This window comes from Martelella lutilitoris (genome assembly GCF_016598595.1).
GTDB lineage: Bacteria > Pseudomonadota > Alphaproteobacteria > Rhizobiales > Rhizobiaceae > Martelella > Martelella lutilitoris_A.
In genome coordinates this window covers 2,066,638-2,087,317 of record NZ_CP066786.1, presented here as the reverse complement: position 1 = coordinate 2,087,317, position 20,680 = coordinate 2,066,638, and the positions used below count along the sequence as shown (strand labels likewise).

Here is a 20,680-nt window from a genome sequence, read left to right as displayed (position 1 = left end):
GACCGTCCGGAGCCGTTTCTGTCTTCGGCAACGCGTGAGTTCCATAATCTACCTTATGCGATTTTTGCATTGCCGGAACTGGGGTCGCCCCCGGACAAGCGTTGCGTCCTCAGTTCGCCGGCAGATCGCCCCGCGCCCAGCCTTCCTGCGTCTCTGCCATGAAGTCGGCATATCGCCCCTCGGGGATCGCGGTGCGGATGCCCTGCATCAGGGACTGGTAGTAATGCAGGTTGTTCCAGGTCAGCAACATGCCGGCGAGCGATTCATTGGCGCGCACGAGATGGTGCAGATAGGCACGGGAGTAATCGCGCGCAGCCGGGCAATTGCTTTCCGCATCCAGCGGCCTGAGGTCCTCTGCATGGCGGGCGTTCCTGAGGTTCACCTTGCCGCGGCGCGTGAAGGCGAGACCGTGACGCCCTGCCCTGGTCGGCATCACGCAGTCGAACATGTCGATCCCGCGCGCCACCGATTTCAGAATATCGTCGGGCGTACCGACGCCCATCAGGTAACGCGGCTTCGTCGTCGGAAGCTCGGGCAGCGTCGTCTCCAGCATCGCCAGCATGACCTCCTGCGGCTCGCCGACCGCAAGGCCGCCGACGGCATAGCCTTTCAGGTCGAGATCGGCCAGGCCGCGCGCCGAACGGATGCGCAGGTCCGGAATGTCGCCGCCCTGGACGATGCCGAACATCGCCTTGCCCGGCTGGTCGCCGAAGGCCTCGCGGCAGCGCTCGGCCCAGCGCAGCGACATCTCGGTCGATTTTTCGATCTCCGCCCGCTCCGCCGGCAGCCTGACGCACTCGTCAAGCTGCATCTGGATATCGGAACCCAGAAGCCCCTGGATCTCGATCGAACGCTCGGGGCTCATGTGATGCACGCTGCCGTCGATATGCGACTTGAAGGTGACGCCCTTCTTCTCGTCGATCTGGCGCAGCGCCGCGAGCGACATCACCTGAAAGCCGCCGGAATCCGTCAGGATCGGGTATTTCCAGCGGATCAGCGAATGCAGACCGCCAAGTCGCGCCACGCGCTCGGCCCCCGGCCGCAGCATCAGATGGTAGGTGTTGCCGAGAATGATGTCGGCGCCGAGGTCGCGCACCTGGTCAAGATACATCGCCTTGACCGTGCCGGCGGTTCCAACCGGCATGAAGGCCGGCGTGCGGATTTCGCCGCGCGGCATGGTGATCGCGCCGAGACGGGCATTGCCGTCTGTGGTCTTCAGGGTGAACTGAAATTCTTGGCTCATACGTCTTTCCTGAACAGCAGGCTGGAATCGCCGTAGGAATAGAAACGGTAGCCGGTTTCGATCGCATGGGCGTAGGCCGCGCGCATCGTCTCCAGCCCGCAAAAGGCCGAAACCAGCATGAACAGCGTCGATTTCGGCAGGTGGAAATTGGTCATCAGCATGTCAACGGCACGGAACCGGTAGCCGGGCGTGATGAAAATGCCGGTCTCGCCCTCCCAGGCGTTGATTGTCCCGTCTTCCGCGGCGGCGCTTTCCAGCAGCCTGAGAGAGGTGGTGCCGACGGAGATGATCCGCCCGCCGCGCGCCTTCACCGCATTCAGGGCTTCGGCGGTTTCCGGCGTTACGATGCCGCGCTCGAAATGCATCACATGGTCGTCGGTGTCGTCGGCCTTGACCGGCAGGAATGTCCCCGCCCCGACATGGAGCGTGACGAAATGTTTCTCGATGCCGGCCTCCTCCAGCGCGGTCAGAAGCCGCGGCGTGAAATGCAGGCCGGCCGTCGGCGCGGCAACCGCGCCGTTTTCACGGGCATATATCGTCTGGTAGTCGTCGCGGTCCCTGCCGTCTTCGGCCCGTTTGGAGGCGATATAGGGCGGCAGCGGCACGTGGCCGACCCGCATCAGCGCTTCGTCAAGCGCAGCGCCGCGGGCATCGAATGTCAGTGCCACCTCGCCCCCTTCCCGCTTTTCCTCGACCGTCGCAGAAAGCGAGATCGCACGATCGGCAGAAACGAAACGCAGCACGTCGCCTGGCCTGATCCGCTTGCCCGGCCGGGCAAAGGCATGCCAGACATTGTCGGCCTTCCTGAGATGCAGCGTGGCCGAGACCGGCACCTCCTCGCCGCCTTCGCGGTGGCGAACGCCCTCGAGCTGCGCCGGGATGACCTTCGTGTCGTTGAACACCAGCGCATCGCCGGGTCTTAGAAAGGCCGGCAATTCACTGACAATGCGGTCTTCGAGCGCCGGAGCGCCGTCGGGTCGCACCAGCAGCATGCGCGCGCTGTCGCGCGGATTTGCGGGCCGCAAGGCGATATTCTCGTCCGGAAGATCGAAGTCGAAGAGGTCTACGCGCATTGTATCAGGACATTTCTCAAATTCGAAAACCCGCCGGCTGGCGCCGGACGGGTCTGTTGCTTGTTCAATCACAGCGTCATGCTCGGGCCTGACCCGAGCATCCAATCCCATAAGCCGCGAGCGGCGGTTGCGGTTCTTGAAAGACGTTGTGCCTCCGCAAATCAACGCCAAAACATGTCGTGTCGAACCGTGTTTGGATCCTCGGGTCAAGCCCGAGGATGACGCTGCAGCGGGAGGAGCAAATCCTGCGTCCCCTCGCCCAATCAAGCGTCCGCTGCCACCTTCATCGAGATGATGTGGTCGGGGTTGCGGACGGGCTCGCCGCGTTCGAAAGCATCAACGGCGTCCATGCCTTCGACGACCTGGCCCCAGACGGTGTACTGCTTGTCGAGCCAGGGGGCATCGGTGAAGCAGATGAAGAACTGCGAATTGGCGGAGTTCGGGTTCTGCGAGCGGGCCATCGAGCAGGTGCCGCGTACGTGGCGCACGGAGGAGAACTCGGCCGGAAGGTCCGGCTTGTCCGAACCGCCCGTGCCGGCGCGGCCTGCATTGCCGCCCTTCTTGCCATGCTCGACGTCGCCGCCCTGCGCCATGAAATCGGCGATCACGCGGTGAAAGACGACGCCGTCATAGGCGCCCTCGCGGGTCAGTTCGCGAATGCGGTCGACATGCTTGGGGGCGACATTCGGAAACGCCTCGATGACGACCTTTCCCTTGGTCGTCTCCATGATGAAGGTGTTTTCCGGGTCTTTGATTTCGGCCATCTGGTTCTCCTGTGGCTGAGCGGGAGCATAATCCGAGTGAAGCGAGGATGGACGGGATTATGCGGCTGAAACAAATGGGATAGAGCGCCCATCAGATGCAATCGGATCGACAGGCGCCCTATGTCGAAACGGCTTACTGGCTGACGGTCGCGCTCAGGATCTTGTCCGGATTGCTGACCTTGCCGTTCTGCGCGGCGTCGCCCTTCTTGATCTTGTCGACATTATCCATGCCGTCCACGACCTCGCCGATGACGGTGTACTGGCCGTTCAGATGCGGGGCATCGTCAAACATGATGAAGAACTGCGAGTTAGCGGAGTCCGGGTTCTGCGAACGGGCCATGCCGACCACGCCGCGCTTGAACGGAATGTCGGAGAATTCGGCCGGCAGGTCAGGCATATCGGAACCGCCCATGCCAGCCTTGTTGAGATCAAAGCCGTCCTCGGTATCACCGAACTGGACATCGCCGGTCTGCGCCATGAAGCCGCCGATCACGCGGTGAAAGACCACATTGTCATAAGCGCCTTCCTCGGCCAGTTCCTTGACGCGGGCGACGTTCTGCGGCGCTTCCTCATCGAACAGCTCGATGACCACCGGGCCATCGGTCGTGTTGAGGGTCAGAAGGTCTTTGCCATCCTTTGCCTGTGCCATCCCGGTAAGCGAGACCACAGACATCATCGTGGCCGCAGCCAGTCCCGTAATCGTCTTCCTCATGGTTTTCTCCTTGAAATTCGTTTCCTCTAACCGGGCTTTAGCGTTGGAATTTCGCCCTGAGCGCGGCTGCCACAAAATCCGGCACAAAGCGCTCCACATCGCCGCCCATGGCAGCGACCTGCCGCACCAATGTGGCCGATATCGGACGGGATAGCGCCATTGCCGGCAAAAATACGGTCTGGATATCCGGCGCCATGGTCTGGTTCATGCCGGCCATCTGCATTTCGTAGGCGAAATCGGTGCTGTCGCGCAGGCCGCGGATGATCATGCCCGCGCCATTTTTCCGCGCAGCGTCAATAGCAAGGCCTTGAAAGGCCACGACGGAAAGATCATTCGCTCTTTGCGGCAGGTTTTCGGCGACCGCACGGCGCAGGAAGTCCGCGCGCTCCTCAAATTCGAAGAGCGGCTTCTTGCCCGCATTGATGCCGATGCCCAATACCAGCCTGTCGGCAATATTGAGCGCCTGCAGCACCACGTCGAGGTGGCCATTGGTCATCGGGTCGAAGGAGCCGGGGTAAAAAGCCGTTGCCATTCGTCATGCCTCGGTTTCAGTCTCGGCCTTTTGTCATGGAATGTGGCAAGCCGCAAGCCGCATTCCAGCAAGGCTCTGAAAAGGAAAAGCCGGGCACGACGGCCCGGCTTTCCATGTCATCCTCGCAAGGCTCAGGCCTCGCTGTCGCCCTCGCCTGTTTCGGCGGCGGGTGCGCCGTCGGCCGAAGCCTCTTCCGCGCCTTCGTCCTCGACGGGCTCGGCCTCTTCGGGTTCTGAGATGACCTCGACGGAGACGACCTTTTCGTCAGCCCCGGTCTTGAACACCGTCACGCCCTTTGTGGCGCGGCTGGCGATGCGGATATCGTCGACCGGCACGCGGATCAGCTGTCCCGCATTGGTGACCAGCATGAGCTGGTCACGGTCGAGAACCGGGAAGGCCGCGACCAGGCGTCCGATCTCGCCGGTCTTCGACGTGTCGGTGGCGCGGATGCCCTTGCCGCCGCGGCCGGAGATGCGGAAGTCATAGGACGACGAACGCTTGCCGAAGCCCTTTTCCGTCACCGTCAGGATGAACTGCTCGCGGAACTTCAGTTCCTCGTAGCGATCATCGCTGAGCGTGCCCTCTTCCGCGACTTCCTCGCCGACTAGCGCGATGTCCTCGCCCTCCCCGGTCTCGGTGCGGCGCTCGAGCGCGGCGCGTTTCAGATAGGCGGCGCGTTCCCAGGGTTCGGCGTCGTTGTGGCTGACGATGGTCATCGAGATCACCTCGTCGCCCTCAGCCAGCGCGATGCCGCGCACACCGATGGAGTTACGTCCGGCGAAGACGCGGATGGTGGGAACCGGGAAGCGGATCGCCTGCCCCATGGCCGTCGTCAGCAGCACGTCGTCATCCGGCGTACAGGTCCAGACCGAAAGAATGCGATCATTCTCGTCATCGAGCTTCATCGCGATCTTGCCGTTGCGGTTCACCTGGACGAAGTCCGACAGCTTGTTGCGGCGGACCGTGCCGCGGGTGGTGGCGAACATCACGTCGAGCTCGGCCCAGCTTTCCTCGTCCTCCGGCAGCGCCAGAATGGAGGTGATCGCCTCGCCCTGCTGCAGCGGGAGCATGTTGATCAGCGCCTTGCCGCGCGATTGTGGCGTGCCGATCGGCAGACGCCAGACCTTTTCCTTGTAGACGATGCCGCGCGAGGAGAAGAACAGCACCGGCGTGTGGGTATTGGCCACGAAGACGCGGGTGACGAAATCCTCGTCGCGGATCGACATACCGGCGCGGCCCCTGCCGCCGCGCCGCTGGGCGCGGTAGGTATTGAGCGGCACGCGCTTGATGTAGCCGTTGCGCGACACGGTGACGACCATGTCCTCGCGGGCGATGAGATCCTCATCGTCCATGTCGGGGCCGCCCTCGAGAATTTCGGTGCGGCGCGGCGTGCCGAATTCATCCCGAACGGCGATCAGCTCCTCGCGGATGATCTCCTGGATCTTCACGCGTGATGACAGGGTCTCGAGGTAATCCTTGATTTCATCGCCGATCTTGTTCAGCTCGTCGCCGATCTCGTCGCGGCCAAGGGCCGTCAGGCGCGAAAGGCGCAGTTCCAGAATGGCGCGGGCCTGTTCCTCGGAAAGCTGATAGGTGCCGTCCTCATTGATCTTGTGGCGAGGATCGTCGATGAGGCGGATCAGCGCCTCCACATCCTGCGCCGGCCAGTGGCGTTCCATCAACTGCTCGCGCGCCGTCTGCGGATCGGGCGCACGGCGGATCAGGTTAATGATCTCGTCGATATTGGCAACGGCAATGGCCAGGCCCACCAGAACATGGGCGCGTTCGCGCGCCTTGCGCAGCAGGTATTTCGTCCGGCGGCTGACGACGTTTTCGCGGAAGGCGACGAAGGCCTTCAGAATGTCGAGCAGATTCATCTGCTCCGGTTTGCCGCCGTTCAGCGCAACGAAGTTGCAGCCGAACGAGGTCTGCAGCGGCGTATAGCGGTAAAGCTGGTTCAGGATGACGTCGGCATTGGCGTCGCGCTTCAGCTCGACGACGACGCGGTAGCCTTCGCGGTCGCTCTCGTCGCGAAGGTCGGAAATGCCCTCGATGCGCTTCTCGCGCACCAGATCGGCCATTTTCTCGATCATCGTCGCCTTGTTCACCTGGTAGGGAATCTCGGTGATGATGATCTGCTCGCGGTCGCCGCGCATCGGCTCGATCGTCGCCCGCCCGCGCATGATGACCGAACCGCGGCCCGTCTCATAGGCCGACTTGATGCCGGCGCGGCCGAGGATCTGCGCCCCTGTCGGAAAATCGGGACCCGGAATGATCTGCATCAGCTCCGGCAGTTCGATTGCCGGGTTCTCCATCACCGCGATGGCGCCGTCGATAACCTCTCCGAGATTGTGGGTCGGAATGTTGGTCGCCATGCCGACGGCGATGCCGCCGGCGCCGTTGACCAGCAGGTTCGGGAATTTCGCCGGCAGAACCACAGGCTCGGAGAGTGTGCCGTCATAGTTCTCGCGGAAATCGACGGTCTCCTTGTCGAGATCGTCGAGCATGGTATGCGCGACTTTCTGCAGCCGGCACTCCGTATAGCGCTCGGCCGCCGGCGGGTCGCCGTCAACGGAGCCGAAATTGCCCTGCCCGTCGATCAGCGGCAGTCTGAGCGACCAGTCCTGCGCCATGCGCGCCAGCGCGTCATAGATCGCGGCATTGCCGTGCGGATGGTACTTACCCATGACGTCGCCGGTGATGCGGGCGCACTTCATGTATTTCTTGTTCCAGTCGACGCCGAGTTCCGACATGCCGTAGAGGATGCGGCGGTGGACCGGCTTCAGCCCGTCGCGCACGTCCGGCAGCGCGCGGCTGACGATTACGCTCATGGCATAATCGAGATAGGAGCGCTGCATTTCTTCCACGATGGAAATGGGCTCGATGCCCGGCGGGAGCCCCCCGCCCGATGGTGTCGTTTGATCAGTCAAAATGAATCACGATCTCAAGCTAGAATCATATCGCGCGTTTATAGCCGAATCCGACGCCGAACGCCAATTTGGCGGGGCCTTCCGCGGTGGACAGAAGCGGCTTTTCTCAGATTTAATTCGGATTTGACGGCGGAGTTGTGGCAGGGTGTCGAAAGCGCGGGCAATGCCACTCTGGGTTTTCTCCGGACGACCAGTGCCTGCACCCTTGGGATCAACGGGATCGGGACATTTCAATGGCAGACATGGGCACGCTCCTGAGCGGCTTCACCACATTGATGGTGACGATGGACCCGCCCGGTATGGTGCCGATCTTCCTGGCGCTGACCGTCGGCATGACGCAGGCGGAGCGCCGGCTCGTCGCCGTGCGCGGCGCGCTCATCTCCTTCTGTCTTCTCGTCGCCTTTGCGCTTATCGGCGATCGCATTCTCGGCGCGCTCGGCATCTCCATGAGCGCCTTCCGCATCGCAGGCGGCATCCTTCTGTTTTGGATCGGCTGCGAGATGATTTTCGAGAAGCGACAGGAGCGCAAGGAAAGGACCACCGAGACCGCGATCACCAAGGACAATATCGCCCACCTCGCCGCCTTCCCGCTGGCCATGCCGCTGATCGCGGGCCCCGGCGCCATTTCGGCGACGATTCTTCTGGGCTCGAAGATGGAAACGGTGCTCGACAAGCTGGCACTGGTGGGGGTGATCTTCATCGCTTCCTTGGTGGTGCTTCTGGCGATGCTAGCCGCTGGGCTGATCGACCGGTTCCTGGGCGAAACCGGTCGCAATATTCTCACCCGCATACTCGGCATGATGCTGACGGCGCTTGCCGTGCAGTTCGTCATCGACGGTATGCAGACCGCATTTCACCTGACGACTGTTACAGGCTGAAATGCGCTAGTTTTCGATAAAGCCGAGCAGGGTTTCGGCGAAGGCTTCCGGTTCCTCCAGCGGCGGCGTGTGGCCGCTATTGGCAAAAACCACGCGGTCAACCTTCCTGAATACCGGTAGAATGTCATCCCAGCTGTCAGGCGGCGCTATCAAATAGTCGCTTGCGCCAAGCGCGATCAGCACCGGCACCTCGATCTTCGTCGCCAGCGCGCGAATTTCTATGTCACGAAATACCTCGCCCCACAGATGATCAAAGACCCGATCGTTGATCGGAATTCCCTGCCATAAGGGGCGGGCATCGTAGCCAGGATCATGCCAGCTGCGCGCGCCGAGGCGCACGAGCAAGTGCCGAAAGCGGGCGCCGGGCTCTGCCGCGATATCTGCGTCGAGTTGAGCGAGATCCTTCGCAAGGATCGCTTTCCGTTCTGCATCTGCGTGAGCGTCAAACCGATGCTCCGCTGCTTTGAGCATCAGTTCCGATTGGCTTGGCGCGGTTGCGACCATCACAACGTGACTGACACGGTCCGGGAAACGAGCGGCATAAGCAAGCGCCATATAGCCGTGACCGGAGTGCCCCAGTATAGCAAAGCGTTTCACGCCGAGCTGACGGCGAACGCCTTCAATATCGTCGACGATCCGATCCAGACTGAAATCGTCGTCTGCTTGCCCATCGGTGCGAGCAGCGAAACCGCAATGGTCAAGAAAGTAGAAGCGGAATCGGTCTCGCGTGAACGCGGGGAAGCAGCGCGCGTAATAATCCGCGCTGCCAATGACGAGAACAGGCTCGCCCTGCCCCTCGCACCTGTATGTAAGTAGAAAGCCGCCACGCTCCACAGAGCCGGAAAAATCGCGCGCATGCGCGGCCGCGGAAAGAACATCTGACATGTCATGATCCCATAGAAAAGCGATCGCCGTCTGCATAGGCAGACAGACACCAAAACCGGCAGACGAGTTCGAACGATCAAGCTCACTGCCGCCTTCATTGGTTTGGTGCAATCGTCGCTAACGGACCAGTTTCATGTACGAGACTCCAATCCCGGCATTTTCATACGCTAGGTTTATCGGGCAACTGTCATCACATCGCAAGAGGGAGGATGCCAGGTGAGTAATCAGCAGGCCTCAAAACGGAATGTCGTCGTCGAGGTCCTGCGAGAAACCGCCGCCGCCACCGCTGCTGCGGCCGCCGCCTGAGGCCGGCTGGGAGCCGTAGTCGTCATAACCGCCGCCCTGGCTGCCGCCAAAGCCGCCGCCGCCCTGGCCGCCGCCTTCGCCGCGACCGTCGAGCATGGTCAGCGTCGAATTGAAGCCCTGCAGAACGACTTCGGTCGAATACCGGTCCTGGCCGCCCTGGTCGGTCCATTTGCGCGTCTGCAGCTGGCCCTCGATATAGACCTTGGCGCCTTTGCGCAGATATTGCTCGGCGACCTTGCACAGGCCCTCATTGAAGATGACGACGCGGTGCCACTCCGTGCGCTCCTTGCGTTCGCCGGAATTGCGGTCACGCCAGGTTTCCGAGGTTGCGACCCTGAGATTGGCGATCGGCCGGCCGTCCTGGGTACGCCGGATCTCCGGATCCGCTCCGAGATTGCCGACGAGGATGACCTTGTTTACACTACCTGCCATGAAACCACCTGTTTGGCCGCAATCGCGGCCCTCTTGAAGAATTTCGCGCCAGCATAAACGATCTGCCGCATGGCGACCAATGGCGGGCGTGAAATCCACAATAAAAATGTTCTTTATTTGTTCTAATGCGCTGATATGATGCCGTCAACCGATTCATTTCTCGCGCCGTATTTAAGGCAGAGCCTCGACAGCCCGTCCCTGCGAACTACATAAGAACCGATTTTTTCTTGCCGAGAAGCCGAAAGCCATGAGCGAACTCAAAAATATCTCCATTCGCGGCGCGCGCCAGCACAATCTGAAAGGCATCGATGTCGATCTTCCGCGCAATTCGCTGATCGTGATGACCGGGCTTTCGGGCTCCGGCAAGTCGTCGCTCGCCTTCGACACGATCTACGCGGAAGGCCAGCGCCGCTATGTGGAGAGCCTGTCATCCTATGCGCGTCAGTTCCTGGAGATGATGGAAAAGCCTGACGTCGACCGGATCGACGGTCTGTCCCCGGCGATCTCGATCGAGCAGAAGACGACGTCGAAGAACCCGCGCTCCACGGTCGGCACGGTCACTGAGATCTACGACTATATGCGCCTTCTGTTCGCGCGCACCGGCGTGCCCTATTCGCCGGCAACGGGTCTTCCGATCGAAAGCCAGACGGTGACGCAGATGGTCGATCGCATTCTGGACCTTGAGGAGCGCACCCGGCTCTATCTGCTCGCGCCGCTCGTGCGCGGTCGCAAGGGCGAGTTCCGCAAGGAGCTGGCGGAGCTGCAGAAGAAAGGCTTTCAACGGGTCAAGATCGACGGCGCATTCTACGAGATCGCGGAGGCGCCGAAACTCGACAAGAAATACAAGCATGACATCGATGTCGTGGTCGATCGCGTCGCCGTGCGTTCCGATCTTGCCACCCGGCTTGCCGACAGTCTCGAGACCTGTCTGGAGCTTGCCGAGGGTCTGGCGATTGCCGAATTTGCCGACAAGCCGCTGCCCGAGGGCGAGACGGCGGCCGGCGGCGCGAAGAACAAGTCGCTCAACGAAACGCATGAAAGGCTTGTTTTCTCGGAGAAATTCGCCTGTCCGGTTTCGGGTTTCACGATTTCCGAGATCGAGCCGCGCCTGTTCTCCTTCAACAATCCCGTCGGCGCCTGCCCGACCTGTGACGGACTCGGCTTCCAGCAGAAGATCGATGAAGGCCTGGTCGTTCCCGACCGCGCCAAGAAGCTCTCCGACGGCGCGATCGCGCCCTGGGCAAAGTCCTCCTCGCCCTATTACAGGCAGACGCTGGAGGCGCTCGGCAGGCATTTCGGCTTCAAGATGACCGAGCGCTGGGACAAGCTGCCGAAGGCCGCGACGGACGCGATCCTGAACGGCACGGAGGAGAAGATCGAGTTCCACTATGCCGACGGCGCCCGCTCCTACAAGACGACGAAGACCTTCGAAGGCATCATGCCGAACCTCGAGCGGCGCTGGAAGGAAACGGATTCTGCCTGGGCGCGCGAGGAGATCGAACGCTACATGTCGGCGGCTCCCTGCCCGGCCTGCAACGGCTACCGGCTGAAGCCGGAGGCGCTTGCCGTCAAGATCGATGGCCGTCATATCGGCCATGTCAGCGAAATGTCGATCAAGGGCGCGCGCGACTGGTTCGACGGGTTGCCCGAGCGGTTTTCGCAAAAGCAGAACGATATCGCCGTGCGCATCCTGAAGGAAATCAACGAGCGGCTGCGTTTCCTCAATGATGTCGGGCTGGAATATCTGACCCTGTCGCGCAATTCCGGCACGCTTTCGGGCGGCGAGAGCCAGCGCATCCGTCTTGCCTCGCAGATCGGCTCGGGCCTCACCGGCGTGCTCTACGTGCTCGACGAGCCCTCCATCGGCCTGCATCAGCGCGACAACACGCGGCTTCTCGACACGCTCAAGCATCTGCGCGATATCGGCAATACGGTGATCGTTGTCGAGCATGACGAGGACGCGATCCTCGCCGCCGACTATGTGCTCGATATCGGTCCCGCCGCCGGCATTCACGGCGGCGAGGTGATTGCCGAGGGGACGCCCGCGGCGATCATGGCCAATCCGAAATCGCTGACCGGACAGTATCTGAGCGGCGTGCAGGCCGTCGCCGTGCCCGCCGAACGGCGCAAGCCGAAAAAGGGCAAGGCGTTGAAGGTCGTCGGCGCGCGCGGCAATAATCTGAAGAACATCACCGCCGAAATCCCGCTGGGCATGTTCACCGCCGTGACCGGCGTCTCCGGAGGCGGCAAGTCGACCTTCCTGATCGAAACGCTCTACAAGGCGGCGGCGCGCCGGATCATGGGCGCACGCGAAAACCCGGCGCCGCATGACCGCATCGAGGGGCTGGAATTCGTCGACAAGGTGATCGACATCGACCAGTCGCCCATCGGCCGCACGCCGCGCTCCAACCCGGCGACCTATATCGGCGCCTTCACCCCCATCCGCGAATGGTTCGCCGGCCTGCCGGAGGCGAAGGCCCGCGGCTATCAGCCCGGCCGTTTCTCCTTCAACGTCAAGGGCGGGCGCTGCGAGGCCTGCCAGGGCGACGGCCTGATCAAGATCGAGATGCACTTCCTGCCGGATGTCTACGTCACCTGCGACGTCTGCCACGGCCAGCGCTACAATCGCGAGACGCTGGAGGTGCATTTCAAGGGCAAGTCGATCGCCGACATTCTGGAGCTGACGGTCGAGGAAGGCGTCGAGTTCTTCTCAGCCGTCCCCTCGGTGCGCGACAAGCTGCAGACGCTGCAGGATGTCGGGCTTGGCTATATCAAGGTCGGCCAGCAGGCAAACACGCTGTCGGGCGGCGAGGCCCAGCGCGTCAAGCTTGCCAAGGAGCTGTCGCGCCGCTCCACCGGCAAGACGCTCTATATTCTCGACGAGCCGACCACTGGCCTGCATTTCCACGATGTCGCCAAGCTGCTCGATGTGCTCCACAAACTGGTCGAACAGGGCAATTCCGTAGTGGTGATCGAGCACAACCTGGAAGTAATCAAGACCGCCGACTGGGTGATCGACATCGGTCCCGAGGGCGGCGACGGCGGCGGCGAGATCGTCGCAACCGGCACGCCGGAGGACATCGTCAGGGAGAAGCGCTCCTATACCGGCGTCTACATGCAGGAGCTGCTGGAGCGGCGTCCACAGAAGAAAACGGAAGCGGCGGAATAGAAGGGGAGCTGAAGCGATGACATCCGAGGCAGGTGAAATCCGCGCCGGGATCGGCGGCTGGACCTTCGATCCGTGGAACGAGAGTTTCTATCCGGACAAGCTGCCGAAAACCCGGCAGCTGGAATATGCTTCGGAGAAGTTGCGGATCATCGAGGTCAACGGCACCTATTATTCGTCGCAAAAGCCCGCCACCTTCGCCAAATGGGCGGCGAGCGTGCCGGATGGTTTCGTGTTTTCGCTGAAGGCGAGCCGCTATTGCACCAACCGCAAGAAGCTGGCCGAAGCGGAAGGCTCGATCGAAAAATTCCTCAATCAGGGGATCACCGAGCTGGGTGACAGGCTCGGACCGATCCTCTGGCAGTTCATGCCGACAAAGAAATTCGAGGCGGACGACTTTGAGGATTTTCTGAAACTTCTGCCGCAAAGAATTGACGGAATTGAGCTTTCCCACGCGATCGAAGTCCGGCATCCGTCGTTTGTCACGCCGGAGTTCGTCGGGCTGGTGCGCCGCTATGGCGCGACGGTGGTCTGTGCGGATCATCCCGAATATCCGATGATCGCCGATGTCACCGGCGACTTCGTCTATTGCCGGCTGCAGAAGGGCGCGGATGACAATCCGCATTGCTATTCGGATGACGAGATGGACCGCTGGGCCGGACGGCTGAAGACATGGGCCGAGGGCGGCGCGCCGGATGACCTGCCGCTGCTTGACGAGACGAGCCCGAAGAAAACGCCGCGCAACGCCTACGCATTCTTCATCACCAATGGCAAGGTCCGCGCGCCCGCCGGCGCGATGGCGCTGCAGCAGAAGGTCAGCTGATTGCGCTCAAGGGCGGCAGGTGGTTCGGCAAATCCTCCGCCGTCAGCCCCTCGCCGGCGCGGCTTGCCGCTTGCCCGTGAAGCCAGGCGCCTGCACAGGCCGCCTCGAAGGTCGGCATCCCCTGCGCCAGAAGGCCGCCGATGATCCCTGCCAGAACGTCGCCGGAACCCGCCGTTGCCAGCCAGGGCGGGGCGTCCGCGTTGATGGCGATACGGCCGTCCGGGGCCGCGATCACGGTATCCGCGCCCTTGTAAAGCACGATCGCATTGGCGCGTTCGGCCGCACGGCGGGCTTTTTCCGGTTTGCCGCTATCTTCGTCGGCGGCGATATCGGGAAAGAGCCGCGCGAACTCGCCCTCATGCGGCGTCAGCACGCAATGCGGATCGGCGCCCGATAACAGCGCGAACAAGGCATCGGGCTCTTCGGCAAAGGATGATATCCCGTCGGCGTCCAGCACCAGCGGCCGGGAAGCCAAGGCCGAGACGAAAGCCCGCGCCTTTTCTCCAATGCCGAAACCCGGTCCGAGCACGAAGGCGGAAAGGCGGCTGTCTTCAAGCCATTGCGCAAGCTCCGCGGCATCGCCGATTGTCTTCACCATCACCGCGGTCACCTGGGTCGCAACCACCATCGCCGCATTCGCCGGCACGGCGAGCGTCACCAGCCCTGCCCCGATCCTGAGCCCCGCCGTCGCGGAAAGCCGCGCCGCGCCCGTGGCCGACGGCCCGCCGCTGAAGACGCCGAGATGGCCGCGTTTGAACTTGTGCGAGAAAGCCGCGGGCGCGGGCAGCGAGCCTGCGAACAGATCCGGCCCGTTGAGATGATGGGCCCCGCCCGCCTCTTCAAGAATGCGCTGCGGTATGCCGATGTCGAAAACCTCCAGTCTGCCGCAATGCTCCCGCCCCGGCAGCAGGTAGTGACCCGGCTTCGCCCGCATGAAGGTGACCGTGTGGTCAGCCCTGAAGGCGGCGCCCATAACCTTGCCGGTCAGTCCGCTGATGCCGGACGGCAGGTCGACGGCGATCACGGGTACCGCGGCTTCGCTCACCTGACGGGTCATTGTGCAGAGCGCACCGGAAAGCGGGCGCTGCAGCCCGGCTCCGAACAGGGCATCGATGATCACCGCGCCGGCGGTTGGCCGGTACTGCTCCAGCGGCCTGCCGTCCACGCTGCAGGCCTGAAAGGCGCGTCGGGCGTCGCCCTTCAGATTTTCCGGATCGCCCAAATGAAAAAGCGCAACCGCGACGCCCGCCTGTTTCAGCGCCTCTGCCGCGACATAGCCGTCTCCGCCGTTATTGCCCGGGCCGCAAAGGACATCTGCTCTCAGGGCCTCGGGATAAAGCCGCAGAAAGGCGGCGGCGACCGCGCGGCCGGCCTTGACCATCAGCCCGTAGCTGTCGATGCCGCTATCGGCCGCAAGCCGATCGGCGCGCCCCATCTCTGCCGGTGTCAGAAGAAGCATGTCGGAGACCTCCGTGATGTGCCGACGAGTAGAACGGCAAATGCGTCTGGAGCGCAAGCGCCGCTTCGATATTGTTCATACAATAATCAATTGCCTATTATTTAAACACGAATGTCTGCCAAATCGTCAGGCAACAGCCATATTTCCCGGTGAAAAAGTCCTGCCCTTGACGCAGCTCCGCCTTTTGACGAGCCTTATTTCGGTGGCACATCAGCAAAGCTGCGGCTTCTGTAAAAACACCCTTCCCTTTTGGTGTGATTGCGGGACAATATGATCAAACTGGCATGCAATGTGCATATGAAGTTCCGAGCGGGCCTGTGCCTGCTTCAACGGGAGAAGCGGAGAGCAATTTTCTCATGAAAAAGATCGAAGCGATCATCAAGCCTTTCAAGCTCGACGAAGTGAAGGAAGCCCTTCAGGAAGTCGGCCTGCAGGGCATCACTGTCACGGAAGCGAAAGGCTTCGGGCGCCAGAAGGGTCACACGGAACTTTACCGTGGCGCCGAGTACGTCGTCGACTTTCTTCCCAAGGTCAAGGTCGAGGTTGTGCTGGCAGACGACAATGTGGATGCCGTCATCGATGCCATCCGCAATGCCGCGCAGACCGGCCGCATCGGCGATGGAAAAATCTTCGTTTCCAATGTCGAGGGCGTCGTGCGCATCCGCACCGGCGAAACCGGCGTTGACGCCATCTGATCCATCCCTCCGCTTTCCATCCGGAAAGACGGGGAATCCCTATCGTCATCTTCTTATGCAAGGAAAACGTTAAATGACGACAGCTGCTGAAATTATGAAACAAATCAAAGACAACGACGTCAAATTCGTCGATCTGCGCTTTACCGATCCCAAGGGCAAGCTGCAGCACGTGACGATGGACGTTTCGGCTGTCGATGAAGACATGTTCGCCGACGGCATCATGTTCGACGGTTCGTCGATCGCCGGCTGGAAGGCCATCAACGAGTCGGACATGGTCCTCATGCCCGATACCGAGACGGCCCATATGGACCCCTTCTTCGCACAGTCCACCATGGCTGTTTTCTGCGACGTTCTCGAGCCGCTTTCCGGCGAAGCCTATAACCGCGACCCGCGCGGCACGGCCAAGAAGGCTGAAGCCTATCTGAAGTCGACCGGCATCGGCGACACCACCTTCTTCGGCCCCGAGCCCGAATTCTTCGTCTTCGACGACGTCCGCTTCTCCGCCGAACCCTACAACACCGGCTTCCAGCTCGACAGCACCGAACTGCCGTCGAACGCCTATACCGAATACGAAACCGGCAATATGGGCCACCGTCCGCGCACCAAGGGCGGCTACTTTCCGGTTCCGCCGGTCGACAGCGTCCAGGACATGCGTTCGGAAATGCTGACGGTTCTCGCCGAAATGGGCATCACCGTCGAGAAGCATCACCACGAAGTGGCTTCCGCCCAGCACGAACTCTGCATGGTCTTCGACACGCTGACCCGCATGGCCGACAAGACCCAGATCTACAAGTACGGCGTCCACCAGGTTGCCCATGCCTATGGCAAGACCGCGACCTTCATGCCGAAGCCGGTCTATGGCGACAACGGCTCGGGCATGCACGTGCACCAGTCGATCTGGAAGGACGGCAAGCCGACCTTCGCCGGCGACGAATATGCCGGCCTGTCGGAAACCTGCCTCTATTACATCGGCGGCATCATCAAGCATGCCAAGGCCATCAACGCCTTCACCAACCCGCTGACCAACTCCTACAAGCGTCTGGTCCCGGGCTTCGAGGCGCCGGTTCTGCTTGCCTATTCGGCCCGCAACCGTTCGGCCTCCTGCCGCATTCCGTTCGGCTCCTCGCCGAAGGCCAAGCGCGTTGAGGTTCGCTTCCCCGATCCGGGTGCCAACCCCTACCTCGCCTTCGCGGCCCTGATGATGGCTGGCCTCGACGGCATCAAGAACAAGCTCCACCCCGGCGACGCCATGGACAAGGATCTCTACGACCTGCCCAAGGAAGAACTGAAGGAAATCCCGACGGTTGCCGGTTCGCTGCGCGAAGCGCTCGAGAGCCTGGATGCCGACCGCGCCTTCCTGACGGCCGGCGGCGTGTTCGACGACGACCAGATCGACGCCTATATCGACCTGAAGATGGAAGAAGTGCTGCGTTTCGAAATGTCGCCGCACCCGGTCGAATTCGACATGTACTACTCGGTCTGATTGCAGCCCGGGCAGTCTTTCGGACAGCTCAGGACCGGTCGCCCTCGGGCGGCCGGTTTTCTTTTTACTTTCAAGAGCTTTTGCGGCAAATCCGATGCGCCTCTTGCAGTCTCCGTGGTGCGTTTCCATATAGTATCCGAAAGGAAATGCTCATGAAGATACGCGAAGCGAAATACAATATCGGCGACATCGTCCGTCATCGTACGCTTCCCTTTCGGGGCGTCATATTCGATGTGGACGCGGAATTCTCCCGCACCGATGAATGGTATAATTCCATTCCGCCGGAAATCCGGCCTGACAAGGATCAGCCTTTCTATCATCTCGTCGCCGAAAACGACGAGAAGGGATATGTGGCCTATGTCTCCGAAGGCAATCTCGAACATGATCTGAGCGGCGAACCGCTGCGCAACCCGCAGATCGGCGAGATTTTCACCGTGACGGACAACGGACAGCTTGCCCCGCGTTACGCAGTCTCCCACTGATGCGACGCGGGCGCTGACCCCGACATGAAAAGGCCCGGCCGCCATGAGGCGACCGGGCCTTTCTTTTTGTACGGATGTGCCGGATCAGTTGCCGCCGGTGGCGCTCTGCTGGGCTTCCTCGATCTTCTTGCGGCGATCGACGGCCATCTTCTTGATCGATTCATCAAGATTGCGCTGGCTCTCGACGAGGTCGGGCTGGCTGATCGGGTCGCCGTCATATGCGGCTGTGAAACCGGAGAGCGTGACGTCGACCGGGTTCGGCTGCTGACGAACGTTGACCGAGGTGAAGGTCACCTTGCCGCCGCGCTTCATGGCGTTGACCAGCGTATCCGTCAGCGGCGCCTGGGCGATGCACTGCTCGTTGGTGCACAGCGCATAGTCGACCCGCTGCGGGTTGGCATTGTCAATCTGCATGGTCACGCCGGCCGGGATCACGCGGAAGGTCGGCACGGTGATCTGCAGCATCGGCTGGCCGTTGCCGCCCTGGGGCGTGATCAGGCCGACGGCGGTCAGGACCTGGCCGTTTTCGGCGCGGGCATAGTTCTGGACGATGCAGACATTGGCCTGACCATTGTCGTTACAGGTCTTGAACCAGCCCTGCGTGGGCAATCCGTTGCCCTGCTGGGCCGCCTGCTGGGCTGGCTGCTGGTCCTGGGCCGAAGCGCCGCCGGCGGAGATGCCGGCAATCGTGAAAGCGCAAACCGCGACATGCTTCAAAAATCTGGCGCGTGAAAGCATGAAATTTCTCTCCTGGTTCGTCTGCATGAGGTCAATGGTGCTGGAACCTGCATGCCTAATGTTACCGAAATGCGGCAGACCATCCCTCATTCGGGCCTCAACCGCCAGTGTTTCCCCTGATATCGTCACATTGGTTCGTGTTCCACCCCCGAAAACGTCTAAATTGCCGCGAGACGGCAGAAACCCGCCCGTATTTCGCAAGGCGCGGCGCCCATGCTAGTCTCGGGCATCAAAGGATCAAGACAGGACGAATCGATGCGCATCATTGTTCCTCTCCTCTTTTCCGTGGCATGGGCGGGTGCGGCCGTCGCCGATCCGCTCCATGGCATCGCCATGCACGGCGACCCGGCGCTTTCGCCGGACTACGAGCATTTCAGCTACGTCAATCCCGATGTCAAGAAGGGCGGCGAGATCACCTACGGCGTGGTCGGCTCCTTCGATGCGCTCAACCCCTTCGTGCTGAAGGGCATGCGCTCGTCGGCCAGGGGGCTGTGGGACGAGGTGCTGGGCAATCTCGTTTTCGAGCCGCTGATGCAGCGCTCGCGCGACGAGCCGTTCACGCTCTACGGCCTGCTTGCCGAAAGCGTGGAATGGGACGATGACAGAAGCTATGTCCAGTTCAACATGAACCCCAACGCCAAATGGTCGGACGGCGAACCGGTGACCGCCGACGACGTGATCTTCACCTTCAACCTTTTGAAGGACAAGGGCCGCCCGCCCTATAACCGTCGGCTTGCGCTGGTCGAGTCGATGGAAAAGGTCGGCGACGACAGCGTGAAATTCACCTTCAACGCCGATGCCAACCGGGAAACGCCGCTGATCTTCGCGCTGATGCCGGTGCTGCCGGAACATGCGATTGATCCGGAAACCTTCGACACCGATACGATGACGACGCCGGTCGGCTCCGGGCCCTATTCCATCGCCAAAGTCGAGCCCGGCCAGCGCATCGTCTACGAGCGCCGCGACGATTACTGGGGCAAGGACGCGCCTTCGATGGTCGGCTTTGCCAATTACGACACGGTCACGATCGACTATTACCTTCAGGATTCGACCCTGTTCGAGGCCTTCAAGAAGGGCGCAGTCGATGTCTATCTCGACGATGACCCCAGCCATTGGGCGCGCGCCTATGATTTTCCCGCGGCCAGTGACGGCAAGGTGGTGAAGGATGTGTTCCACCCGAAGACGCCGACCGGCATGCAGGGTTTCGTGTTCAACACCCGCCGGCCGAAATTCGAGGATGCGCGGGTGCGCAAGGCGCTGTCGGATGTGTTCGATTTCGAATGGGTCAACAAAACCCTGTTCAACAATGCCTATCAGCGCACGCAAAGCTACTGGCAGAACTCGACGCTCGGCGCCTATGGCAATCCGGCGAGCGAAGCCGAACGCGAGCTGCTGGGCGATGCGATCGACGTGATCGATCCGGCGATCCTCTCCGGCGACTACGCCATGCCGGTCACCGACGGTTCCGGTTCCGACCGCAAGGTTCTGGGCGCTGCCGTGCGTCTTCTGGCCGAAGCCGGCTACAAGATCGATGGCGGCAAGATGATCGGGCCGGACGGCAACCAGCTTTCCTTCGAGGTGATGACCACCAATTCGGCCCAGGAGAAACTGGCGCTCGCCTACCAGCATTCGCTGAACCTGATCGGCGTTGCGATGACGATCCGCACCGTCGATGACGCTCAGTACCAGAAGCGGCTCAACACCTTCGATTATGACATGATCGTGCTGGTGGCGCCGGGCTTCTATTTCACCTCGTCGCTCTCTCCGGGCGCCGAGCAGGTCTGGCGCTGGGAATCGCGCTCGCGCGACATCGAAGGCACGTTCAACTTCGCCGGCGTCGCCAGCGCCGATGTCGACCGGATGATCAACGACATGCTGGAAGCCCGCTCGACCGAGCATTTCACCGATTCGGTGCGCGCCTTCGACCGGCTTTTAGTCAACGGCCATTACATGCTGCCGCTCTATCACCGCGAAGGCCAGTGGGTGGCGCGCTGGGCGACGATTGAACATCCGGCCGAAACACCGATCTACGGCTATCAGCTGCCCACCTGGTGGGATGCGTCCGCGCAGTGAGGTTTC

General features: G+C 61.7%; 17 protein-coding genes. 7 read left to right on the top strand and 10 right to left on the bottom strand.

Annotated features, from left to right (window positions below):
• Positions 1–109 precede the first annotated feature (109 nt).
• The 6 genes from tgt to gyrA all read right to left on the bottom strand — a co-directional run bounded on the left by tgt (position 110) and on the right by gyrA (position 7,254).
• Positions 110–1,243 carry a tRNA guanosine(34) transglycosylase Tgt gene (gene tgt, locus JET14_RS09830; RefSeq protein WP_200337851.1) on the bottom strand — a complete coding sequence of 378 codons (1,134 nt, stop codon included), beginning with the start codon at positions 1,241–1,243 and terminating at the stop codon, positions 110–112.
• Positions 1,240–2,316 (bottom strand): tRNA preQ1(34) S-adenosylmethionine ribosyltransferase-isomerase QueA, encoded by a 1,077-nt coding sequence (gene queA, locus JET14_RS09825; protein ID WP_200337850.1) that lies wholly within the window; start codon positions 2,314–2,316, stop codon positions 1,240–1,242. Before queA ends, tgt begins: the two co-directional genes overlap by 4 nt.
• Positions 2,317–2,579: 263 nt before the next feature.
• Positions 2,580–3,080 carry a peptidylprolyl isomerase gene (locus tag JET14_RS09820; RefSeq protein ID WP_200337849.1) on the bottom strand — a complete coding sequence of 167 codons (501 nt, stop codon included), beginning with the start codon at positions 3,078–3,080 and terminating at the stop codon, positions 2,580–2,582.
• A gap of 133 nt (positions 3,081–3,213) precedes the next feature.
• Positions 3,214–3,792, bottom strand: a complete 579-nt coding sequence (locus JET14_RS09815) for a peptidylprolyl isomerase (RefSeq protein ID WP_200337848.1) — start codon at positions 3,790–3,792, stop codon at positions 3,214–3,216.
• Positions 3,793–3,829: 37 nt separating this feature from the next.
• On the bottom strand, positions 3,830–4,324 hold the full coding sequence (gene coaD / locus JET14_RS09810; protein WP_200337847.1) for a pantetheine-phosphate adenylyltransferase: 495 nt from the start codon (positions 4,322–4,324) through the stop codon (positions 3,830–3,832).
• Positions 4,325–4,455: 131 nt separating this feature from the next.
• Positions 4,456–7,254 carry a DNA gyrase subunit A gene (gyrA, locus tag JET14_RS09805; protein WP_200337846.1) on the bottom strand — a complete coding sequence of 933 codons (2,799 nt, stop codon included), beginning with the start codon at positions 7,252–7,254 and terminating at the stop codon, positions 4,456–4,458.
• A 233-nt stretch (positions 7,255–7,487) separates the two neighbouring features.
• Here gyrA and JET14_RS09800 point away from each other — a divergent pair, with 233 nt between their 5' ends.
• On the top strand, positions 7,488–8,132 hold the full coding sequence (locus JET14_RS09800) for a MarC family protein (RefSeq protein ID WP_200337845.1): 645 nt from the start codon (positions 7,488–7,490) through the stop codon (positions 8,130–8,132).
• Positions 8,133–8,138: 6 nt separating this feature from the next.
• Here the strand turns inward: JET14_RS09800 and JET14_RS09795 are convergent, their stop codons facing one another.
• Complete coding sequence (locus JET14_RS09795) at positions 8,139–9,017, bottom strand: alpha/beta fold hydrolase (protein WP_200337844.1); 879 nt, start codon at positions 9,015–9,017, stop codon at positions 8,139–8,141.
• Between the two features lie 234 nt (positions 9,018–9,251).
• Positions 9,252–9,755 carry a single-stranded DNA-binding protein gene (locus tag JET14_RS09790; protein WP_200337843.1) on the bottom strand — a complete coding sequence of 168 codons (504 nt, stop codon included), beginning with the start codon at positions 9,753–9,755 and terminating at the stop codon, positions 9,252–9,254.
• A 247-nt stretch (positions 9,756–10,002) separates the two neighbouring features.
• On the opposite strand from JET14_RS09790, the gene uvrA reads away from it, so the two are divergent.
• Both uvrA and JET14_RS09780 read left to right on the top strand, forming a co-directional pair.
• Positions 10,003–12,924 (top strand): excinuclease ABC subunit UvrA, encoded by a 2,922-nt coding sequence (gene uvrA / locus JET14_RS09785; protein WP_200337842.1) that lies wholly within the window; start codon positions 10,003–10,005, stop codon positions 12,922–12,924.
• Positions 12,925–12,940: 16 nt separating this feature from the next.
• A complete protein-coding gene (locus tag JET14_RS09780; protein WP_200337841.1) occupies positions 12,941–13,744 on the top strand; it encodes a DUF72 domain-containing protein in 804 nt (267 codons plus the stop codon).
• On the opposite strand, the gene JET14_RS09775 is transcribed toward JET14_RS09780, so the two are convergent.
• Positions 13,737–15,203, bottom strand: a complete 1,467-nt coding sequence (locus tag JET14_RS09775) for an NAD(P)H-hydrate dehydratase (RefSeq protein ID WP_200337840.1) — start codon at positions 15,201–15,203, stop codon at positions 13,737–13,739. The two genes, JET14_RS09780 and JET14_RS09775, sit on opposite strands and share 8 nt — an antisense overlap.
• 356 nt (positions 15,204–15,559) lie before the next feature.
• Here JET14_RS09775 and JET14_RS09770 point away from each other — a divergent pair, with 356 nt between their 5' ends.
• From JET14_RS09770 to hspQ, 3 genes are all read left to right on the top strand, one after another.
• Positions 15,560–15,898, top strand: a complete 339-nt coding sequence (locus tag JET14_RS09770; RefSeq protein ID WP_024707846.1) for a P-II family nitrogen regulator — start codon at positions 15,560–15,562, stop codon at positions 15,896–15,898.
• 73 nt (positions 15,899–15,971) lie between these two features.
• A complete protein-coding gene (glnA, locus tag JET14_RS09765) occupies positions 15,972–17,381 on the top strand; it encodes a type I glutamate--ammonia ligase (protein WP_024707845.1) in 1,410 nt (469 codons plus the stop codon).
• Positions 17,382–17,533: 152 nt separating this feature from the next.
• The gene (gene hspQ, locus JET14_RS09760; protein WP_138749051.1) at positions 17,534–17,863 is read left to right on the top strand and encodes a heat shock protein HspQ; all 330 of its coding nucleotides are present in this window, start codon (positions 17,534–17,536) and stop codon (positions 17,861–17,863) included.
• An 84-nt stretch (positions 17,864–17,947) separates the two neighbouring features.
• Here hspQ and JET14_RS09755 read toward each other — a convergent pair whose 3' ends face one another.
• Positions 17,948–18,601, bottom strand: a complete 654-nt coding sequence (locus JET14_RS09755; RefSeq protein ID WP_200337839.1) for an invasion associated locus B family protein — start codon at positions 18,599–18,601, stop codon at positions 17,948–17,950.
• Positions 18,602–18,856: 255 nt separating this feature from the next.
• Here JET14_RS09755 and JET14_RS09750 point away from each other — a divergent pair, with 255 nt between their 5' ends.
• Positions 18,857–20,674, top strand: coding sequence for an extracellular solute-binding protein (locus tag JET14_RS09750; protein WP_200337838.1), 1,818 nt, complete (start codon positions 18,857–18,859; stop codon positions 20,672–20,674).
• Positions 20,675–20,680: the final 6 nt, after the last annotated feature.